Below are 16,185 nucleotides of genomic sequence, written 5' to 3' on the forward strand. Positions count from 1 at the left end.
GCACGAAACAGGTCCATATACTGGGCCATCTGTCACTTATCCGTCACCACTCATGAAAAAGAATCTGCATATACTTGCTCTGGCCACCACTGTCTTCCTTAGCGGAAGCGCATTAGCTGAAAACAAAGAAGTAGTCATCGCTTACCAGGACATGGTCGTGCCCTGGCGCTATGCGCAGGAAACGCACAACCTGGAACAAAAGACCGGGTACAAGGTGACGTTTCGCAAGCTGGCCAGTGGTGCTGACGTGATCCGCGCGCTGGCCTCTGGTTCGGTACAGATAGGTGAAGCAGGGTCGGCACCGATAGCCTCGGGCTTGTCGCAGGGTTTGAACATACAGTTGTTCTGGATACTGGACAATATCAATGCCGCCGAAGCACTGGTGGTACGTAATGGCAGCAATGTCAAAACGCTGGCTGATCTGAATGGCAAGCGCATTGCAGTGCCGTTTGTCTCGACCTCGCATTTTCATACTCTGCTGGCACTGGAACATGCAAAAGTTGATGCGCGCGGCGTCAAGATTATCAACTTGCGTCCGCCAGAAATTGCTGCCGCGTGGGAACGTGGCGATATTGATGCAACCTTCATCTGGGATCCTGTACTGGCCAAAGTGAAGAAGACCGGCAAGACCCTGATCTCTTCTGGCGAGATCGCCAAACAGACTGGCACTGCAACCTTTGATGGCATCGTGGTCAACAAGGATTTCGCCAAGCAGAATGATGCATTCCTGACAGAGCTGGTGAAGCTGTTGGCAGCCACGGATGCCGATTACCGCAACAACAAGGCGAACTGGAAAACAGACTCAGCACAAATCAAGGCGGTAGCCAAGTGGGCTGGCGCTGAGGCGGCTGAGGTACCTGCCAGCCTGGCCTTGTATGAGTTTCCGACTTTGCAGCAACAGGCTTCAGCGCAATGGCTGGGTGGCGGTGCGGCCAAATCACTGGCTGCCACAGCAGCTTTCCTGAAAACCCAGGGCACCATCCAGAATGTTTTGCCAGACTACAGTGCAGGAGTCAATGCTACATGGGTACGCAAAGCAGCACAGTAAGCACACCTGCGGCTCACAACGGCGGCCGGCTAGATATACGGCGGCTGTCGGTGCGCTTTGACGGTACCGGGCGGGATGAAGCACTGGCCTTGTGCGATGTTAACCTGTCTATCGCGCCGGGAGAATTCGTCGTCGCCCTTGGCCCTTCCGGATGTGGCAAGACGACCTTGCTGAATTGCCTGGCCAGTTTCATACAAGCATCTGAAGGCGAGCTCACGCTGGACGATGTGGCAATCAATGAACCCAGTCCTGATGTGGGTGTAGTGTTTCAAAAGCACGCGCTGATGCCGTGGTTGAATGTACTGGACAATGTCGCACTGGGATTGCGCTTTCGCGGTATCGCACGTGAGCAGCGCAATGCGCTTGCGCTGGATCAGTTGCGTCTGGTCGGGCTGGAGCAATTTGCGGTGTCGCCCGTCTATCAATTGTCTGGTGGCATGCAGCAGCGTGTAGGGATAGCCCGTGCGCTGGCTAACAATCCCCGTGTGCTGCTGATGGATGAACCCATGGGTGCGCTTGATGCCCTGACACGCGAGGCTATACAAGAGCTGCTGGTCAAAGTCTGGCAACGTAGCGGCAAAACCATTTTCTTCATTACCCATAGTGTAGAAGAAGCTCTTTTTCTCGGCACGCGGGTAATCGTCATGTCGCCGCGCCCTGGCCGCATTGCCCAGCAATTTGAGTTACCGTTTTCTGGTGAATATCTGGCCTCGGGCGATGCGCGTGCAGTCAAATCTTCACCTGACTTCATCGCATGGCGTGAACGTCTGCTACAACTTGTGCATCATCCTGTCTAAAGATTCCCACATGCCGCCATCATCCACCTCAGTTGCAACTCCTGATCACGCTTATACAGAAGTTACAAGGCAAGAGACTGTGCCGTTATTGCCGGTAGCAAAGGTGTACCCAAGGCCAGGCAGTGGTAAAACCCTGGGCGCGACTATCGTCACCATCGCCTTACTGTTGTCTGGCTGGTGCTTCATCACGGCAAGAGCCTGGGTAGAACCCTTGTTCCTGCCTTCGCCAGCGGCTGTGTGGCTCGCTGCTCAACAGGCCTGGAGTGGCAATATACAAGGCGGGCTGCCATTGCTTCAGCATCTGGCCTGGAGCCTGATACGCGTGTTTGGTGCATTTCTGCTGGCGGCTGTCAGCGCCGTGCCACTGGGGCTGTTGATGGGCACCAACCGCATCGTGCGTGGCATCTTTGATCCCATCCTGGAATTCTACAGACCGTTGCCACCACTAGCCTATCTGCCCTTGATCGTGATCTGGTTTGGTATTGATGAGACGGCCAAGATATTGCTGATCTACCTGGCCTGTTTTGCGCCTATCGCGGTAGCTACCCGCGCTGGCGTCATCAAGGTCGCATCCGAGCAATTGCATGCCGCACTGTCTATGGGTGCAAGCGAGTGGCAACTATTGCGGCATGTGATCTTGCCAGCAGCGCTGCCTGATATTCTGACTGGCTTGAGGATAGCCATAGGTTTTGGCTGGACCACGCTGGTCGCGGCTGAAATGGTGGCAGCCACGGCTGGCGTGGGCCAGTTGGTATTGAACGCATCCAGCTTCTTGCGCACTGATATCGTGATCATGGGCATCATCCTTATCGGCATCGTGGCCTACCTGTTCGATTTGCTCATGCGCCGCCTTGAACGCAAGCTGGTGCCATGGAAGGCACATAGCTGAACACATAGCGAATAAAATTGGCGCGGTGCTTCGATTCAAAAGATATCTCTGCCGCGCCAAATTCGGGTCACTTCCAGAAAATATAATCCGCCTGGTAAGTCACCGTCTGCTTGCTACCAGCACTACCCGCATCACAAGTGCTGGATGGTGCGACCCCGCCTTTGGTTGCCACGCGCTGTATGTAAGTGACGCCTGTCATTGCGCCGCTGCCAGTCGCAGGATTGGCTTTGACCAGTTGATACGGGATATTGCCTGTGCCTGCTGGTGCGACTGCGACCTGGGTAGCGGTGACTTTGGAACCGTCCAGGTTTTCCCATGTCGCTGGTGGGCCATAGTATTTGCCAACTTTGGTGCCGCTGCGATCAGTGAGTGTGGCGTCCGGGCCGACGAAGGCCCATTCAAACTGGCCTGCCATGTCTTTCTTGGCGCGGCATTCATAAGTGATCAAACCTGCGCCTACTGTCTGCATGGCGACTTTATTGCCTGCTGGCACCTTGACTGCATCTGGCAAGCTGTCTTGCGAGTAGGTGGCGGCCATGGGGCTCATGGAAGTGCAGCCCGCCAATAGTGCGCTGGCCAGCACGGTGGAAATGCCAACAGCGCGCGATGCGGTAGTCAGAGTGTAGGCTTTCATTTAAGGCTCCTGTATGTTGGTTGGGGTATCAGTCTTTGATGACCAATATTTTAGATACGCAGGAGACTCATGAATGGATTCAACATTCTTTAAATAAATGAATCATTCACAAAAACTATTTGGCGGGATCAATTCTCCTCAGGCTAAATTTATTTCACTGTAAAATTGCCCACCATATATGCAAGTAGAAATCTGAGTGTCAGGTTTGCAACTTTAAGAGAAAATCAGCATGAACAAAAATCCGGCGCAATCTGAAAAAGACTTGCGTGCCCTGCTCAGGGCAAATAAACAGACGCTCAAGGCCATGAAGCTACCGCAAGCCTTGAACCTGATGAGCGCTTATTACCAGGATGTGCGCGACTACGACGTCATCGCTGCTGAAGGTGATGGTCTGGTGGTGTATGACGACATTACCAATCGCGGGCGCGGTACGCGCTTTGAAATAGGTATCGTCCGTCTGTTTTGCCTGCCTTCAGATAAGGCCAGCACAGAGCCGCAGCCTGCTCTGCGTTTGCGGCTACGCCTGTGCTACAAGTTTGACATGGATATTGCGACCAGCGTACTGGCAGAAGACACCTGGTCATATCACTGCTGGTCTGTCGCCGATCTGGCAAGAGTGCTGGATAAACTGGCGGATGAAACGGCTTATCAGGTTTTACAAGACAAGCAGCCTGCCGAAGTCAATATCAGTCTTGAGGAAACGACTTATCTGCCATCCAGAAAACAACCCGCTGCCGATGCCCAGCAAAACTGGTGGGCAGTCTGGGATACTGACTAAGATACCGACCGGGATAGCGACTTTGAACACAAACTTTACTGAGCTGCGGCAAAGCTTGCAGCAACTCACTTCGACTTTGTCTGGATAATTTGATTCAAGCGAAAACCTTCGATGTCGGTCTTGATCTGTATCCAGACCGGGAAATGGTCAGACATCTGGTAGCTGAATTGCTGCAATGTGTAATTCTTGCCTGGATATAGTTTGGCGATATTGGCCTCATCGACAAAAAAATCGACCACCCCGCCTGCATTGGTAAAATTCTCAGGCACGGTAGGCAAATGCAGTATCTGGTCATAACGCGCATTGCCCTTCAGATTAGAGCCGCCTATGTTGCGCTTGCCCGCTTTTAACTGCACCAGTGGCTTAGGTATCTGCAAGCCACAATCCACCAGGGCCGCAAATAACTCATCCTTGATGGTCGGCGTATTAAAATCGCCAAACACGATGAGGTCATGGTCTTCTACATATTTACTCTCAAAGCGGCGCTTGATCCAGTTGCTGAAGCGCTGTAATTCATCACGGCGTGCGGCGGTGCTGTCACCCCATCTGGCATGCAGGGCCAGCGCCAAAAAATCAAAGTTACCGGCCCTGAATGAACACAAGTATGGTGCGCGCCAGTAAGATTCTTTGGTGACCCATTCATCACCTTCCTTTACCCTTTGCGCCTCTACTTCAGCGGCGAGACCGGTATGTGTCACAGCCCTCCTGTCATAGAGAAAAGCGGTGCGTTCATCATTGCCACCGCGGTCATCTGACCAGTCTGAATACACTACGCGCCATGAGTCACCAAGGTAAGTCATGACCTTGCCCAGGTCTTCGAGATTATTGCGCAATTCAACAATGGCGATCAGATCAAATTGGCCGAGGATTTCTGCGATGTAATGGATTGATGCTTCATTGCGGGATTTCCTGCCAAATTCACGGATATTCCAGGTGGCGATATTGATCGTCTCATCCAGCCTGGAGGAAGGTATTTCTGCCTCCCTGATGCTGTCCTTCAATACCAATAAACCTGCTGCAATTTCTGCAGACACTTTGCCATGATGCATGATTACCCCCTTGAAAGCCGGATTATTTCAACTGGAACCAGGAACGGAAATGCGCATATCGGCGCTCATCATAGCATCGCAAAACCAGGCAAAAAATATTTTTCAGACAAGTGTAACAATTGTAACTCTGTCATTACATCGTCATACACAACTTATATCGTCGCTCTTTTTTATCGAGAGACGCTCATGCTACCTACACGCACTCCAGAATATTTATTGGCATCTTCCCTGCTGGTCTTGCTCAGCGCCTGCGGTGGCAATAGCCTGCAGCCCTTACCTACCCTGAATGGCGACAAACCTTTGGTGGTTGCCCACCGTGGCGCATCTGGTTATTTGCCAGAAGAGACTTATGAAGCCTACGTGAAAGCGATTGACCTGGGTGCAGATGCGATAGAACCCGACCTGATTTCGACCAAGGATGGTGTACTGATTGCGCGCCATGATCCTAACCTGGCCTACAGCACCGATGTCGATAAACACCCTGAATTTGCTTCCAGAAAGAAAACCATAGACGTTGATGGTGAAACGCAAACCGGCTGGTTTGCCAGCGATTTTACTTTTGCCGAGATCAAGACTCTGGGTGGCATCTCCACCGATGCTGAGCGTCCGCAGCAATACAATGGCTTGTATAAAATCGTCAGCTTCCAGGAGATCATCGATCTGGTCAAAGCCAAGAGCAAAGAAACCGGCCGCACGATTGCAGTCTATCCCGAAACCAAGAACCCCAGCTACCACCGCGCCCTTGGTTTGCCGCTGGAAGACAAGCTGATAGACCTCATCACCAAGGCAGGCTGGAATGATAAAACTGCGCCTATCTTCGTGCAGTCATTTGAACCAGGCAGCCTGAAAGAATTGCGCAGGAAAGGTTTGAACGTCAAGCTGGTGCAATTGATCGATGCAGATGATGTTGATCTGAAAACCGGCGCACTGACTTTTGCCGCACCTTACGACCGGCCTTATGACTGGGCGCTGGCGGGTGACAAACGCCTGTTCAGCGACATGGTGACGCCTGCCGGTCTGGCCGAAATCAAGACTTATGCCGATGGCATAGGCCCGTGGAAGCGTTACATCGTCAGCGTCAAAGGTACCGTAGGTGCCGATGGCAAACTGGTCGATGTGAATGGCGATGGCAAGATCAATGAAACTGATGCCATTACCCTGGCACCAACCAGCCTGATCAACGATGCGCACAAGGCTGGCCTGCTGGTCCATCCTTACACTTTCCGTAATGAAAAGCGCCGCCTTGCAGCCAACTACAATGGCGACCCCAAGGCAGAATACCTGCAATTCTTCCGTCTCGGGATTGATGGCATGTTCTCTGACTTTGCCGACACCGCACTTGCTGCACGTGCTGACTATCTGAAAGAAACAGGCCGCTGATTTATTTCATCAGCATCTTGTATTTCATGCGTGAAGTGTCTTCACTTCACGCATGACTTTACGCACAAATGACTGGCTTTATAGTCCTTTAGCCAGAGTCCCCAGGCGGGTAATATCATTAATCAGGAAGGCAGGTACACAGGGGATATGCTCTGCCGGTTTGACCGGGCAATCCATGCGGTCCAGCAGTGTGCCTGCGCCGCGCCTGGTCATGGCCTGGAAGGCGGAATCTGTATTCCCATACGGCACGGTCGTGTCATCACGGCCATGGAAAAATGAGATAGGTGATTGCGGCGTCCAGTCATTGACATTGCTTTGCGCGATGATGGCAGCATCGTCATCGTTGAGGAAATTGTCGAGGAAAGCAGGGTCAAATACGATATCGCTATTGTTGCCCAATGCAGACGACAGCAAGAGATTACGCACATTGGCCCTGTCATTCGCACCAAGTTTTTTCAAGAAACCGGGGCTGATAAGCGCGCCGACGATAGGGTTCTCTTTGCGTACCGCATCAAGCATCGCATTCAATGTCAACACGACATCGTAAGGCCCGGCACCGATATAGGTGCTGACAGGCAAAGCACCTGCCCTGTTTTGTGTCAGGTAACGCAGGGTTGCCATGCTCGCATACGCGCCTTCTGAATAACCGGTTAAAAACACCTGGCCATTGTCAGCAATTGACTGTGTCTGCCGCCAGCGTGCAGTGGCCGTCATAAAATCTGCCACTGAAAGAGCAGTCGGTGTTGCCAGCAGATAAGGATGTGGCAGCCCCCTGGTCACACCATAGCCGACATAATCAGTGGCACTGACCAGATAACCCATGGAGGCAAACAGCACTGCCGGTTCATCTGCAGTGGCATGGTTGCTCGGTGCCTCGGCATTGGTTTTGATGGTTGCATGCTGGTAACTGAGTACCGGGCTGGCCAGGCTGCCAGTCTTGCGCGGGATAGCCGCCAGACCAGAGGCCACCACGCTGCGGCCGCTGGCATCCGTCGTGGTATAGGTAATCTTGTAGGTATCAACTGCATACAAGGGCCTGATCACTGCTGTCACTTCTTTTGGCAAGGCAGCAGTCACATCAGCAAGGCTGATGGTTTTGATAAATGTGGCAGTATCAAAATGCCCGGGGCCAGGTGGATTGACGACATCTGGCGTGGTGACAACAGGAATGGTCGCGGGGCTGGAGGCAGAGCCTCCGCCACAGGCAGTGGCAATCAGGCAAACCGTCAGTCCGGCTAAATAGCCTGGCAATACACGTTTTAATAAATCAGATTTCATATTCTTTCCCTTTATTGCTCAGGGTGTGGTCAGGCAGTATAGGTAGCCAGATTGCATTACATGAAGAAAAGCATCTGCCCCATGGTGCTTGGTGCTTGGTGCTTGGTGCTTTCTACCTGACTGCTAACACAGGAATAAATACAGGCATACCTTCCTATAACGGCAAAGAACAGAATCGGATGACAACAAAGCTGCTTTGATACATATTGATGGATAAGCGACTCTGCACATATCGCATCAGGTACAGTTCAGGGCCCGGGTTTATCTACTTTGCTTACTTCCTGAGTGCCGGAGATGACACGGCTGGAGGGGCTGTCATTGGCTGACAATACATTGAGCCCGGCCATCGATTTTGCAGTCTTTTTCGCTTCTTTCACCTGACTTGCCGTCACTTCACCGTTATTTCCATTCAACGCTGCCAGTGTTTGTCTGGCATTGATATCGGCGAAAATTTTGCTTTCTATCGTTTTAATCCAGTTTGGTGCTTCTTTATCTGTCAGTTTTGTAATTTGATTATTTTCAATTTTCAGGTAGGTGACTGGCATCGCGCCAGAATTGTCACGTATCAGGGTTTTGTCACAAATTGCGACGGCCCTGACGAGGTTTTCCTGGCTTTCTGTATATCGCCTGCGGATAACATCCTCATCAATATGATGCCCACCCTTTGCGACACGGTTGGCGACCCGCTCTACATTGACATCGGCACTGCTTAACCCAACGTAACGTAATTGCACCTGGAAGCCAGCAGCTTTGGCTTCTTCCATACGTCTTAGTATGCCATTGCCGGTGAGCGTGGTTTCCATCGTAAAAGACGTCTTTGCTGCCAGCGCTTGCTTGAACTGGTGTATTGCTTCACGGCCTGCAGCGACATCAACAGCACGCGGGTCTTGAGGGTTTATGACGCGGGCGATGGCGTCGGGGTCTATATGTTTGCTGATCTTGCTGCCTGAGTCGATTTCGCGCAAAGTGGATTTGCCCGAACCATTCGTGCCGCCATAAAACAGGGCGATGGGGCGCTCACTCATATTACGACTTTTCTACCGTTACATCATGCACACGCGTGATAACACCGTCAGGAGTACGCCTGACCAGATAACCTTGCTCATCGACATAACTGATGGTCTCAGTCTCGTTGAGTTTTTTGATATGCTCTGCAAACTTCTTGTCCAGTTCCAGCTCGTGCAGATCATCTTCGTTCAATTTGTTTTCCTGATTCGGCTGGCTCATTTTTATTCCCGATGACGGCAAAGAAAGTGGAAAATCTTTACTTCAAATTTTGATTCTAGTCGCTTGGTAGCGAAAGAATAAATGAAGTTGCAATATGTTACGCGCTGGCTTTCGCTGGATTTAAGGCATAGCGAGGATACAAATGCAAAAATACAAATGTAAAAAATTCCTTGCCAAAACCAAAATCCATCAACTACTATCAAGCCCTCACCTCAACCAACTATCTGAAAGGAGATCAACATGCGACTAATACAAAACCTCTCTCCTTCATTGGGTCTGGTTTTCTACTGCCTGCATTAACTCGTATTTTAGTGCGCGTATTTCATAGCGCGTATTTCATAGCGTGTATTTCATCGTTCTGTTAATACAGCGTACGCATCTGCAAGCATTTCATCTTAGTCTTCATCTTGTCAGCATCAGCTGGTGATTTGATACGTCTATACCAGCGCCCGATTCCTTAAAAATATTATTTGGAATTCCTACATGGGCAATTTTATTCAGCATTTGTCTGAGCGCGTATCCGTGATCGCCTCAGACCGCTTGTGGCTTGAAGACAGTGCAATACAGCAACTCAAGACCACAGCGCAATTAACACATATGGTAAGCGTCGTTGGCTTGCCTGATTTACACCCGGGACGTGGCTACCCTGTGGGCGCAGCATTTTTATCGCAAGACCATTTCTACCCTGCACTGGTTGGAAATGACATAGGTTGCGGCATGAGCCTGTACCAGACTGACCTGGCTATCAACAAGGTCAAGCTGGATAAACTCGACAAGCAGCTCGGCAATCTTGATGAGCCTGTCGATGAAGATGAGTGGCAGCAATTGCTCAGTCTTGATCCTGAACTGGCAGCAAAAAAACAGGCCGTCGCCGATGGTTTGCTGGCAGCAGGACTGGATTTACTGCAAATGCGTTCACTCGGCACCATAGGTGGTGGTAATCATTTTGCCGAACTGCAAATCACTGACAGGGTCGATGACGCAACCTGCTACGACGCAGCAAACTTGCATGCCAAACGCGTGCAATTGCTGGTGCACAGCGGCTCGCGTGGTCTGGGGCAATTCATTTTGCGTCAACATGTCGATGCACATAGTCACGCTGGTCTCGCAAGTGAGAGCGAAGCAGCGGCAGATTACTTGCGCAAGCACGATGCTGCACTGGCTTACGCTGCATTGAACCGCGCCATGATCGCAGCACGCATCTTGCGCCGCCTGCGTTGCAACGGGGAGCTGGTTCTCGACGTGCATCACAACCTGGTCAGACCTGTAAAAGCAGATGGCAAGAGTTTGTGGCTGCACCGCAAAGGAGCGAGTCCCAGTGATCAGGGGCTGGTAATGTTGCCAGGTTCACGTGGTGATTACAGTTATCTACTGCAACCAAAAGCTGAAAACGGCACTGCAAGTTTGTATTCGCTGGCGCATGGTGCGGGCCGTAAATGGCAGCGCACAGATTGCAAGGACAGGCTGTTCAAACTGGCGACACCAGATCAACTGAGCCGCACTGAATTTGGCAGCCGCGTGATTTGTGCAGACCGCGCCCTGATCTATGAAGAGGCACCGCAAGCCTATAAAAACCTCGATAGTGTGCTCGACTGCTTGCTGGGTGCAGACCTGGTCACTGTCATCGCCCGCAGCAAACCTCTGCTGACCTACAAAACACGCGGGAGTGCTGCTGATGCTGTATCTACAAATCACCGCAAATACCGGCCCGGCAGAGTGTTGCCTGGCTGTTGCCAAGGCCTTGCAGTTATTTAACAAGGAAGCGGCAAAAGCGGGCGTCACGGCCCGCATCATTGAGCAAGTCGATGGCCCATATGCAGGCAGCCTGCGCTCTGCCTTGTTGGAATTAACGACCGATAAAAATGAAGATGCCGTGCAAAAGCTGGCGCAGGCATGGGAAGGCAGCCTGCTATGGATATGCAATAGTCCTTACCGGCTGGGCCATAAACGCAAGAACTGGTTTTTGGGTTGCAAGGTATTCCAAGCTGGCAGCACCATGCCGGAGAGTGAAATACGTTATGAAGCCACACGTGCATCCGGCCCCGGCGGCCAGCATGTCAACAAGACTGACAGTGCCATCCGCGCCACCCATATTGCGACCGGCATTTCAGTCAAGGTACAGACTGAGCGCAGCCAGCATGCCAACAAGCGTCTGGCCGCGCAACTGCTGAGCAGCAAACTGGCGGATTTGCATGCCGCCAAAGAACGCGACAGCAAGGCAGAAAGACGCATGCAACATCACGATACAGAAAGGGGAAATGCCAAACGTGTGTTTGTAGGCATGGATTTCAAGGAACAAAAAGCTTAAAGCCTTTTTGTGACAGGTTTCTTGAAAGCCTTTTTTGCGATTGCCGCACCGGCACCGCTGCCACTATCGGTAGCGGTGCTTTGTGTGGTGGTGACTGGTAATTCAGGTTCGCAAGTCAGCAAGGCAAAGGTCGCCTGCAGTTCTTTTTTAAGGGTTTTCAACTGACGCATGTGCGCGTCTATCTGTGCCATCTTGTTCATTAATTGCTGCTCTATATCGGCGCGGCCAAACTTGCCCTCTGCCAGGCGCGGCAGGATGGCCTGTATTTCTGCCAGAGAAAATCCCAGCGCCTGCGCACCTCGCACGAAACGCAGGGTTTGTACATCGGCATCACCATACTTGCGATAACCATTACCCTGACGTGGCGCGGGCTTGATGATGCCTTGCTTCTCGTAATAGCGCACGGTGTCGGTTGATACTTCACAGACAGCCGCAAACTGGCTAATGTTCATGGACTACTCCAGACTGAAAACTTTCTTGACTATGGAGTGTAGTCCAGGCTTTAGGCTGGATACAAGATTAAATAATTTCATCGTGCAGCAAAAACCCTTGTGCAGTGATTATTGCTTGACTGCGCTAGCTGCTTGCGAAATGATGAGAGCCTTGCTTAAAAAGGCAGACAAATACAACAATGGGCGGGCCAGAGCCTGACCCAGATGGAGACAAGATGAGTAAAATGTTGAAGCGCACGGCCATAGGCCTGGCGATCGTACTGGCCCTGGGCGCAACGGCCGGGTATCTGAAGCTACGCAGTTCCGGCCATCCGCAAATCGATGGCGAAATGCAGTTGGCCGGCTTGACTGCCCCCGTCAAAGTCTTGCGCGATGAGCTGGGCATACCCTATATTTTCGCCAGCAATACACCTGACCTGTTACGCGCTCAGGGTTTTGTGACTGCGCAAAACCGTCTCATGCAAATGGAATTATTCCGCGCCACCTGGCGCGGTGAATTGTCGGCCATTCTGGGGGCTGAGACCGTGCCCAGCGACATACGCATGCGCGTGCTGGGCATACGCCGCAATGGCGAGCGTCATGCAGAAAAACTCAGCCCTGAATCACGGGCTTTCTTCCAGCATTATGTCGATGGCATCAATGCCTATATCAAGTCTTATCCCGGTGAACATCCCATAGAGCTCAAGGCCGTAGGCCTGGTGCCGCAAGCATGGACGGTGGCTGATCTGGTGGCGCTGGTGCATTACATTCATTACACCCACTCTACCAACTTCAAGGCAGAAGTCATCGCGCAAAAATTGATTGATCATCTGGGTAAGGAAAAAGCACGTGAGATTTTCCCATTGACGATCAATCCTGAATGGAAGAATGCGCCTACGGCCCAGACCAGACAAAGTCAATCCACGCAATTGAACCTGGCCTGGAGTGATCTCAATATCGCACCAGAAACTTTGAATCATCAGGGCCTGGGTTCAAACAACTGGGCGGTTGGCCCATCGCGTTCGCAATCTGGCAAAGCCATCGTCGCCAACGACCCGCATCTGGATAACCGTATCTTGCCGGGCACCTGGCACCCGGTAGGTTTGTTCACGCCCGAGATACAGGCGGTAGGTGCGGCCATACCCGGTATGCCAGGCATTATGGTGGGACGTAACAAGCATGTGGCTTTTGGTGTCACGAATGCCTATGGCGATGTGCAGGATTTGTATGTGGAAAGCCTGGACCCGGCCAATAAGGATCATTACATGGATGGTGGCCGCAGCGTGCCATTCACGGTCATCACTGAAAGCATACGTATCAAGGACAAGAGTGCCGCAAATGGCTATAGAGAACAAGCACTGGTCATACGCTATACCAAACGCGGGCCAGTGATTACCGATCATCCCGGCCTTGGCCCAAAGGGCGACAAAGTACTGGTCTTGCGTTCTACCGATGCAGAAGTGCTGACACCGCAAATAGGTATAGAAGGCATGCTGACCGCCGCCAATGCCGCAGACTTTGACAAGCAGGTACAAAAGATAGATTTGATGATGTTCAATTTTGTCTTTGGTGATGACCAGGGAACTATCGCTCACCGTGCTACTGGTGCGGTGCCTATACGCTCAGGCGCTGATGGCGGCTTCCCGCGCCTGCCACCGTCAGATGGTAGTGATGACTGGACTGGTTTTATTCCCAAGGACAAGATGCCCGGCATGACTAATCCGGCACGTGCCTGGGTAGGCACCGCCAATCATGATACCCGGCCTGAAGATTTCCCCTGGTATTACACCAATTATGTCTCACCAAATTATCGCTATACCCGCATAGGACAGGTACTTGGTACGGCACAAAAGATGACTGTAGAAGATCACTGGAAACTCATGCACGACAGCCGCAACCTGCAGTCAGATGCCCTGCGCCCTGCCCTTATTGCCACCCTGGAAAATGATACTGCAAACAAAGACCTGGCTGCCATACTCAAGGCCTGGGATGGCAGGGACGATGCTGCCCTTGCTGCACCGCTGGTCTATCAGGCACTGTACAGGGAAGTCGTGATAGGTACTTTCAGCGATGAACTGGGTGACGATGTCGCCAAAGACATGCTATCGACCTGGTATTTCTGGCAGCAGCGTTTTGATACCCTGCTGGCCAAGCCGGGCTCCATCTGGTTTGACGACGTACGCACCAAGGACAAACGCGAAACCCTGGCCGACGTGATACGCGCGGCAGCACCACGCGCCCGTGCAGAAATCGAAGCCCTGCAAGGTAAAGATACATCGCAGTGGCGCTGGGGCAAATCACATACCGTGCGCTTTGTCAGCCCCTTGCGCCGCAATGGTGCAGGACAGGAATTGCTGGGTGGCTTTACTGTTGAACGCTCGGGCAGTGGCGAAACTGTCAGCCGTGGTGTCTATGATTTCCAGAAACCCTACGAATCCAACTTCTTCGCCTCTATGCAAGTCATCATGGATTTTGGCGACAATGAAAAGATAGAAGCGGCCATGGCCGGTGGTGTCAGTGAAAGGCATTTCCAGGAGCATCAGAATGACATGGCCAAACTGTGGGCAAAAGATGAACGCCGCCCGTGGTGGTTTGCGCCCGCAAAGGTAGAAGCCAATGCCAGACACAGGCAAACCCTGAAGCCTTAAAGCAAAAATGGCAGCCTCGTCGCTGCCATTTTTTTATCCCTTAGTCTTTTAAATCAAAACTGACCTGTCGCTCACGCAAGGCTTTGGCATGGCGGTGACGTGCCCGCAAGCGGGGGTTGGTAACCACACTCCCTACTGTCTCACCGACCACCATGGCGATGCCCAGTATAGGCAATACCAGCATCAGGCCGGCGATTCCGGCCAGCTCACCACCGACGAAAATCATCAACACTGAAATAAGGGGATGCATGTGCAAGCTACGGCCCAGAGTCATGGGCATGAAGATGAAATCATCAAGCAGGCGCACCGTAATGAAGACGGCAATCGCGCCATAGGCCAGCAAGGGAGTGTCAGGCGCATCAGTAGCAGCCACCAGCACTACCATGATGCAACCCAGTACAGAACCAACAAAAGGCACCCAGGCCAGGATGGCTGATATCAGCGCCAGTGTGAATGGCGCTGATATGCCTATCGCCCACAAACCCAGGGCCAGGATAAGTGTGTCTATCAGCGTCAGCTTCAGCAAGCCCTGGAAATAGCGGCGGGCAGTCTGGCCAACCTCGTGCATGAGGAACAGGGTTTCTTCAAAAAATGCATTTGGTACTGCACGCGCCAGAAATTGCTTGAACTTGCGGCCATCCCGCAAGAAAAAGAAAGTCAGGAAAGGTGTCAAAAATACCGCAGGCAATACCCCCGCCATGGAAACCAGGATGTTGGCGACATATTGCTGGGCAAAATTATCGGTATTACTCGCCATCCATGCATTCACGGATTCACTTGCATGCGCCTTGCGGAGTATGGAAAAATTCTCTTCCATGCTCTGCATGGAATTATGCACAAAACGTATGCCACCATCGACATAATGCGTAAACATCTCTTGCAATGAGCCTGCACGCAAGGTGAATTTATTGATGATGTAGGCCAGTGCCAGGGCCAGTGCAATAAAAAAAATACCACCTACCAGTGTAGCAGCCAATTCACGCGGCAAACCCAGCAAACTCAGGCGTGCCACTGCAGGTACCAGGATGTAATACAGTATCATCGCGAACATGAACGGTATCAGCAGCCACAAGACCTTGGGCAACAAAAACAGCAGCGCGCAAGTCGAGGCCAGTACACACAGCCAGACAATGGGGCCAGATTGACGCTGGTTCACAAGACCTCACTACGCAAATGGTCATCCAGGGAATCACGCAGGCGGCGGCTGTTCAGGCGCGCCAGTTCCAGGGAAATTTTATAGCCAATGACGGCATTGGTTTCCAGTAAAGAGCTGAAGTCAGCACGGAAAAATACCGCGACCTCACAATTCTCTGCCGCCTTGGCCTGGGCGCTACGTGGAGAATTATCCAGCAAGGCTACGTCACCGAAAAAATTGCCCTCGGTCAGATTGGCAATAAACTCATCACCATGCTCGCGCCTGCGGTTAATGCTCACGACACCAGACAGGATGATGTACAGGGCCTGCCCTTCCTCACCCTCATCGAAGATGATTTCGTTGGCAAGATACTGCCTGTCGTGCAACATGCCATCAATGATTTTCAGCTCACGCGGACTCAGGGTGGCGAACAATGACATACCTGACAAGCGTTGCAGGCGATAAGAGGCAGGAGGTTGCCTTATCCAGGTGAGTGTCATGTGCGTCCTTTATTATTGATAGCAGAGCAATCCACAATTATGCTGTACCCAGCGGCCCTTGCCCATGAAAATCTCATGCGCGG

The 16,185-nt window shown here is 52.0% G+C and carries 16 protein-coding genes; 8 read left to right on the top strand and 8 right to left on the bottom strand.

Annotated elements, in window-relative coordinates; genetic code table 11:
* Positions 1–52: 52 nt before the first annotated feature.
* Genes tauA through UNDYM_RS24210 form a run of 3 tightly spaced genes read left to right on the top strand, consistent with a single transcriptional unit; the run spans position 53 to position 2,734 of the window.
* Positions 53–1,048, top strand: a complete 996-nt coding sequence (gene tauA, locus UNDYM_RS24200) for a taurine ABC transporter substrate-binding protein (protein ID WP_162043400.1) — start codon at positions 53–55, stop codon at positions 1,046–1,048.
* Positions 1,024–1,845: a taurine ABC transporter ATP-binding protein gene (locus tag UNDYM_RS24205; protein ID WP_162043401.1), complete on the top strand. Its 822-nt coding sequence runs from the start codon at positions 1,024–1,026 to the stop codon at positions 1,843–1,845. Before tauA ends, UNDYM_RS24205 begins: the two co-directional genes overlap by 25 nt.
* Positions 1,846–1,855: 10 nt before the next feature.
* On the top strand, positions 1,856–2,734 hold the full coding sequence (locus tag UNDYM_RS24210) for an ABC transporter permease subunit (protein ID WP_162043402.1): 879 nt from the start codon (positions 1,856–1,858) through the stop codon (positions 2,732–2,734).
* 67 nt (positions 2,735–2,801) lie between these two features.
* On the opposite strand, the gene UNDYM_RS24215 is transcribed toward UNDYM_RS24210, so the two are convergent.
* Positions 2,802–3,368: a DUF3455 domain-containing protein gene (locus UNDYM_RS24215; protein WP_162043403.1), complete on the bottom strand. Its 567-nt coding sequence runs from the start codon at positions 3,366–3,368 to the stop codon at positions 2,802–2,804.
* 229 nt (positions 3,369–3,597) lie between these two features.
* Here UNDYM_RS24215 and UNDYM_RS24220 point away from each other — a divergent pair, with 229 nt between their 5' ends.
* Positions 3,598–4,146 (top strand): hypothetical protein, encoded by a 549-nt coding sequence (locus tag UNDYM_RS24220; protein WP_162043404.1) that lies wholly within the window; start codon positions 3,598–3,600, stop codon positions 4,144–4,146.
* 65 nt (positions 4,147–4,211) lie between these two features.
* On the opposite strand, the gene UNDYM_RS24225 is transcribed toward UNDYM_RS24220, so the two are convergent.
* Positions 4,212–5,195 carry an endonuclease/exonuclease/phosphatase family protein gene (locus UNDYM_RS24225; protein ID WP_162043405.1) on the bottom strand — a complete coding sequence of 328 codons (984 nt, stop codon included), beginning with the start codon at positions 5,193–5,195 and terminating at the stop codon, positions 4,212–4,214.
* 186 nt (positions 5,196–5,381) lie between these two features.
* On the opposite strand from UNDYM_RS24225, the gene UNDYM_RS24230 reads away from it, so the two are divergent.
* The gene (locus UNDYM_RS24230; RefSeq protein WP_162043406.1) at positions 5,382–6,575 is read left to right on the top strand and encodes a glycerophosphodiester phosphodiesterase; all 1,194 of its coding nucleotides are present in this window, start codon (positions 5,382–5,384) and stop codon (positions 6,573–6,575) included.
* 78 nt (positions 6,576–6,653) lie between these two features.
* Here the strand turns inward: UNDYM_RS24230 and UNDYM_RS24235 are convergent, their stop codons facing one another.
* The 3 genes from UNDYM_RS24235 to UNDYM_RS24245 form a co-directional block, all read right to left on the bottom strand.
* Positions 6,654–7,853 carry a S9 family peptidase gene (locus UNDYM_RS24235; RefSeq protein ID WP_162043407.1) on the bottom strand — a complete coding sequence of 400 codons (1,200 nt, stop codon included), beginning with the start codon at positions 7,851–7,853 and terminating at the stop codon, positions 6,654–6,656.
* 248 nt (positions 7,854–8,101) lie between these two features.
* Positions 8,102–8,878, bottom strand: a complete 777-nt coding sequence (locus UNDYM_RS24240; RefSeq protein ID WP_162043408.1) for a zeta toxin family protein — start codon at positions 8,876–8,878, stop codon at positions 8,102–8,104.
* Between the two features lies 1 nt (position 8,879).
* A complete protein-coding gene (locus tag UNDYM_RS24245; protein WP_162043409.1) occupies positions 8,880–9,080 on the bottom strand; it encodes a hypothetical protein in 201 nt (66 codons plus the stop codon).
* A 483-nt stretch (positions 9,081–9,563) separates the two neighbouring features.
* Between UNDYM_RS24245 and UNDYM_RS24250 the strand changes: the two genes are divergently transcribed.
* A complete protein-coding gene (locus UNDYM_RS24250; protein ID WP_162043410.1) occupies positions 9,564–10,835 on the top strand; it encodes an RNA ligase RtcB family protein in 1,272 nt (423 codons plus the stop codon).
* On the top strand, positions 10,756–11,388 hold the full coding sequence (prfH, locus tag UNDYM_RS24255; protein WP_162043411.1) for a peptide chain release factor H: 633 nt from the start codon (positions 10,756–10,758) through the stop codon (positions 11,386–11,388). Before UNDYM_RS24250 ends, prfH begins: the two co-directional genes overlap by 80 nt.
* Here the strand turns inward: prfH and UNDYM_RS24260 are convergent.
* Entirely contained in the window at positions 11,385–11,840 is a 456-nt protein-coding gene (locus UNDYM_RS24260) for a MerR family transcriptional regulator (RefSeq protein WP_162043412.1), read from the bottom strand. The two genes, prfH and UNDYM_RS24260, sit on opposite strands and share 4 nt — an antisense overlap.
* Before the next feature lie 215 nt (positions 11,841–12,055).
* Here UNDYM_RS24260 and UNDYM_RS24265 point away from each other — a divergent pair, with 215 nt between their 5' ends.
* Positions 12,056–14,467, top strand: coding sequence for a penicillin acylase family protein (locus tag UNDYM_RS24265; protein ID WP_162043413.1), 2,412 nt, complete (start codon positions 12,056–12,058; stop codon positions 14,465–14,467).
* A 40-nt stretch (positions 14,468–14,507) separates the two neighbouring features.
* Here UNDYM_RS24265 and UNDYM_RS24270 read toward each other — a convergent pair whose 3' ends face one another.
* Both UNDYM_RS24270 and UNDYM_RS24275 read right to left on the bottom strand, forming a co-directional pair.
* On the bottom strand, positions 14,508–15,623 hold the full coding sequence (locus UNDYM_RS24270) for an AI-2E family transporter (RefSeq protein ID WP_162043414.1): 1,116 nt from the start codon (positions 15,621–15,623) through the stop codon (positions 14,508–14,510).
* Entirely contained in the window at positions 15,620–16,102 is a 483-nt protein-coding gene (locus tag UNDYM_RS24275) for a cyclic nucleotide-binding domain-containing protein (RefSeq protein WP_162043415.1), read from the bottom strand. Before UNDYM_RS24275 ends, UNDYM_RS24270 begins: the two co-directional genes overlap by 4 nt.
* Positions 16,103–16,185 lie beyond the last annotated feature (83 nt).

This window comes from Undibacterium sp. YM2 (genome assembly GCF_009937975.1).
Lineage (GTDB): Bacteria > Pseudomonadota > Gammaproteobacteria > Burkholderiales > Burkholderiaceae_D > Undibacterium.

Excerpts from the sequence above, each read along its gene's own strand:
- UNDYM_RS24260 (WP_162043412.1), bottom strand. The coding sequence starts at position 11,840 with ATGAACATTAGCCAGTTTGCGGCTGTCTGTGAAGTATCAACCGACACC.
- UNDYM_RS24215 (WP_162043403.1), bottom strand. The coding sequence starts at position 3,368 with ATGAAAGCCTACACTCTGACTACCGCATCGCGCGCTGTTGGCATTTCC.
- UNDYM_RS24235 (WP_162043407.1), bottom strand. The coding sequence starts at position 7,853 with ATGAAATCTGATTTATTAAAACGTGTATTGCCAGGCTATTTAGCCGGA.
- UNDYM_RS24225 (WP_162043405.1), bottom strand. The coding sequence starts at position 5,195 with ATGCATCATGGCAAAGTGTCTGCAGAAATTGCAGCAGGTTTATTGGTA.
- UNDYM_RS24210 (WP_162043402.1), top strand. The coding sequence starts at position 1,856 with ATGCCGCCATCATCCACCTCAGTTGCAACTCCTGATCACGCTTATACA.
- UNDYM_RS24230 (WP_162043406.1), top strand. The coding sequence starts at position 5,382 with ATGCTACCTACACGCACTCCAGAATATTTATTGGCATCTTCCCTGCTG.
- UNDYM_RS24265 (WP_162043413.1), top strand. The coding sequence starts at position 12,056 with ATGAGTAAAATGTTGAAGCGCACGGCCATAGGCCTGGCGATCGTACTG.
- UNDYM_RS24240 (WP_162043408.1), bottom strand. The coding sequence starts at position 8,878 with ATGAGTGAGCGCCCCATCGCCCTGTTTTATGGCGGCACGAATGGTTCG.
- UNDYM_RS24205 (WP_162043401.1), top strand. The coding sequence starts at position 1,024 with ATGGGTACGCAAAGCAGCACAGTAAGCACACCTGCGGCTCACAACGGC.
- UNDYM_RS24275 (WP_162043415.1), bottom strand. The coding sequence starts at position 16,102 with ATGACACTCACCTGGATAAGGCAACCTCCTGCCTCTTATCGCCTGCAA.
- UNDYM_RS24250 (WP_162043410.1), top strand. The coding sequence starts at position 9,564 with ATGGGCAATTTTATTCAGCATTTGTCTGAGCGCGTATCCGTGATCGCC.
- prfH (WP_162043411.1), top strand. The coding sequence starts at position 10,756 with ATGCTGTATCTACAAATCACCGCAAATACCGGCCCGGCAGAGTGTTGC.
- UNDYM_RS24245 (WP_162043409.1), bottom strand. The coding sequence starts at position 9,080 with ATGAGCCAGCCGAATCAGGAAAACAAATTGAACGAAGATGATCTGCAC.
- UNDYM_RS24220 (WP_162043404.1), top strand. The coding sequence starts at position 3,598 with ATGAACAAAAATCCGGCGCAATCTGAAAAAGACTTGCGTGCCCTGCTC.
- tauA (WP_162043400.1), top strand. The coding sequence starts at position 53 with ATGAAAAAGAATCTGCATATACTTGCTCTGGCCACCACTGTCTTCCTT.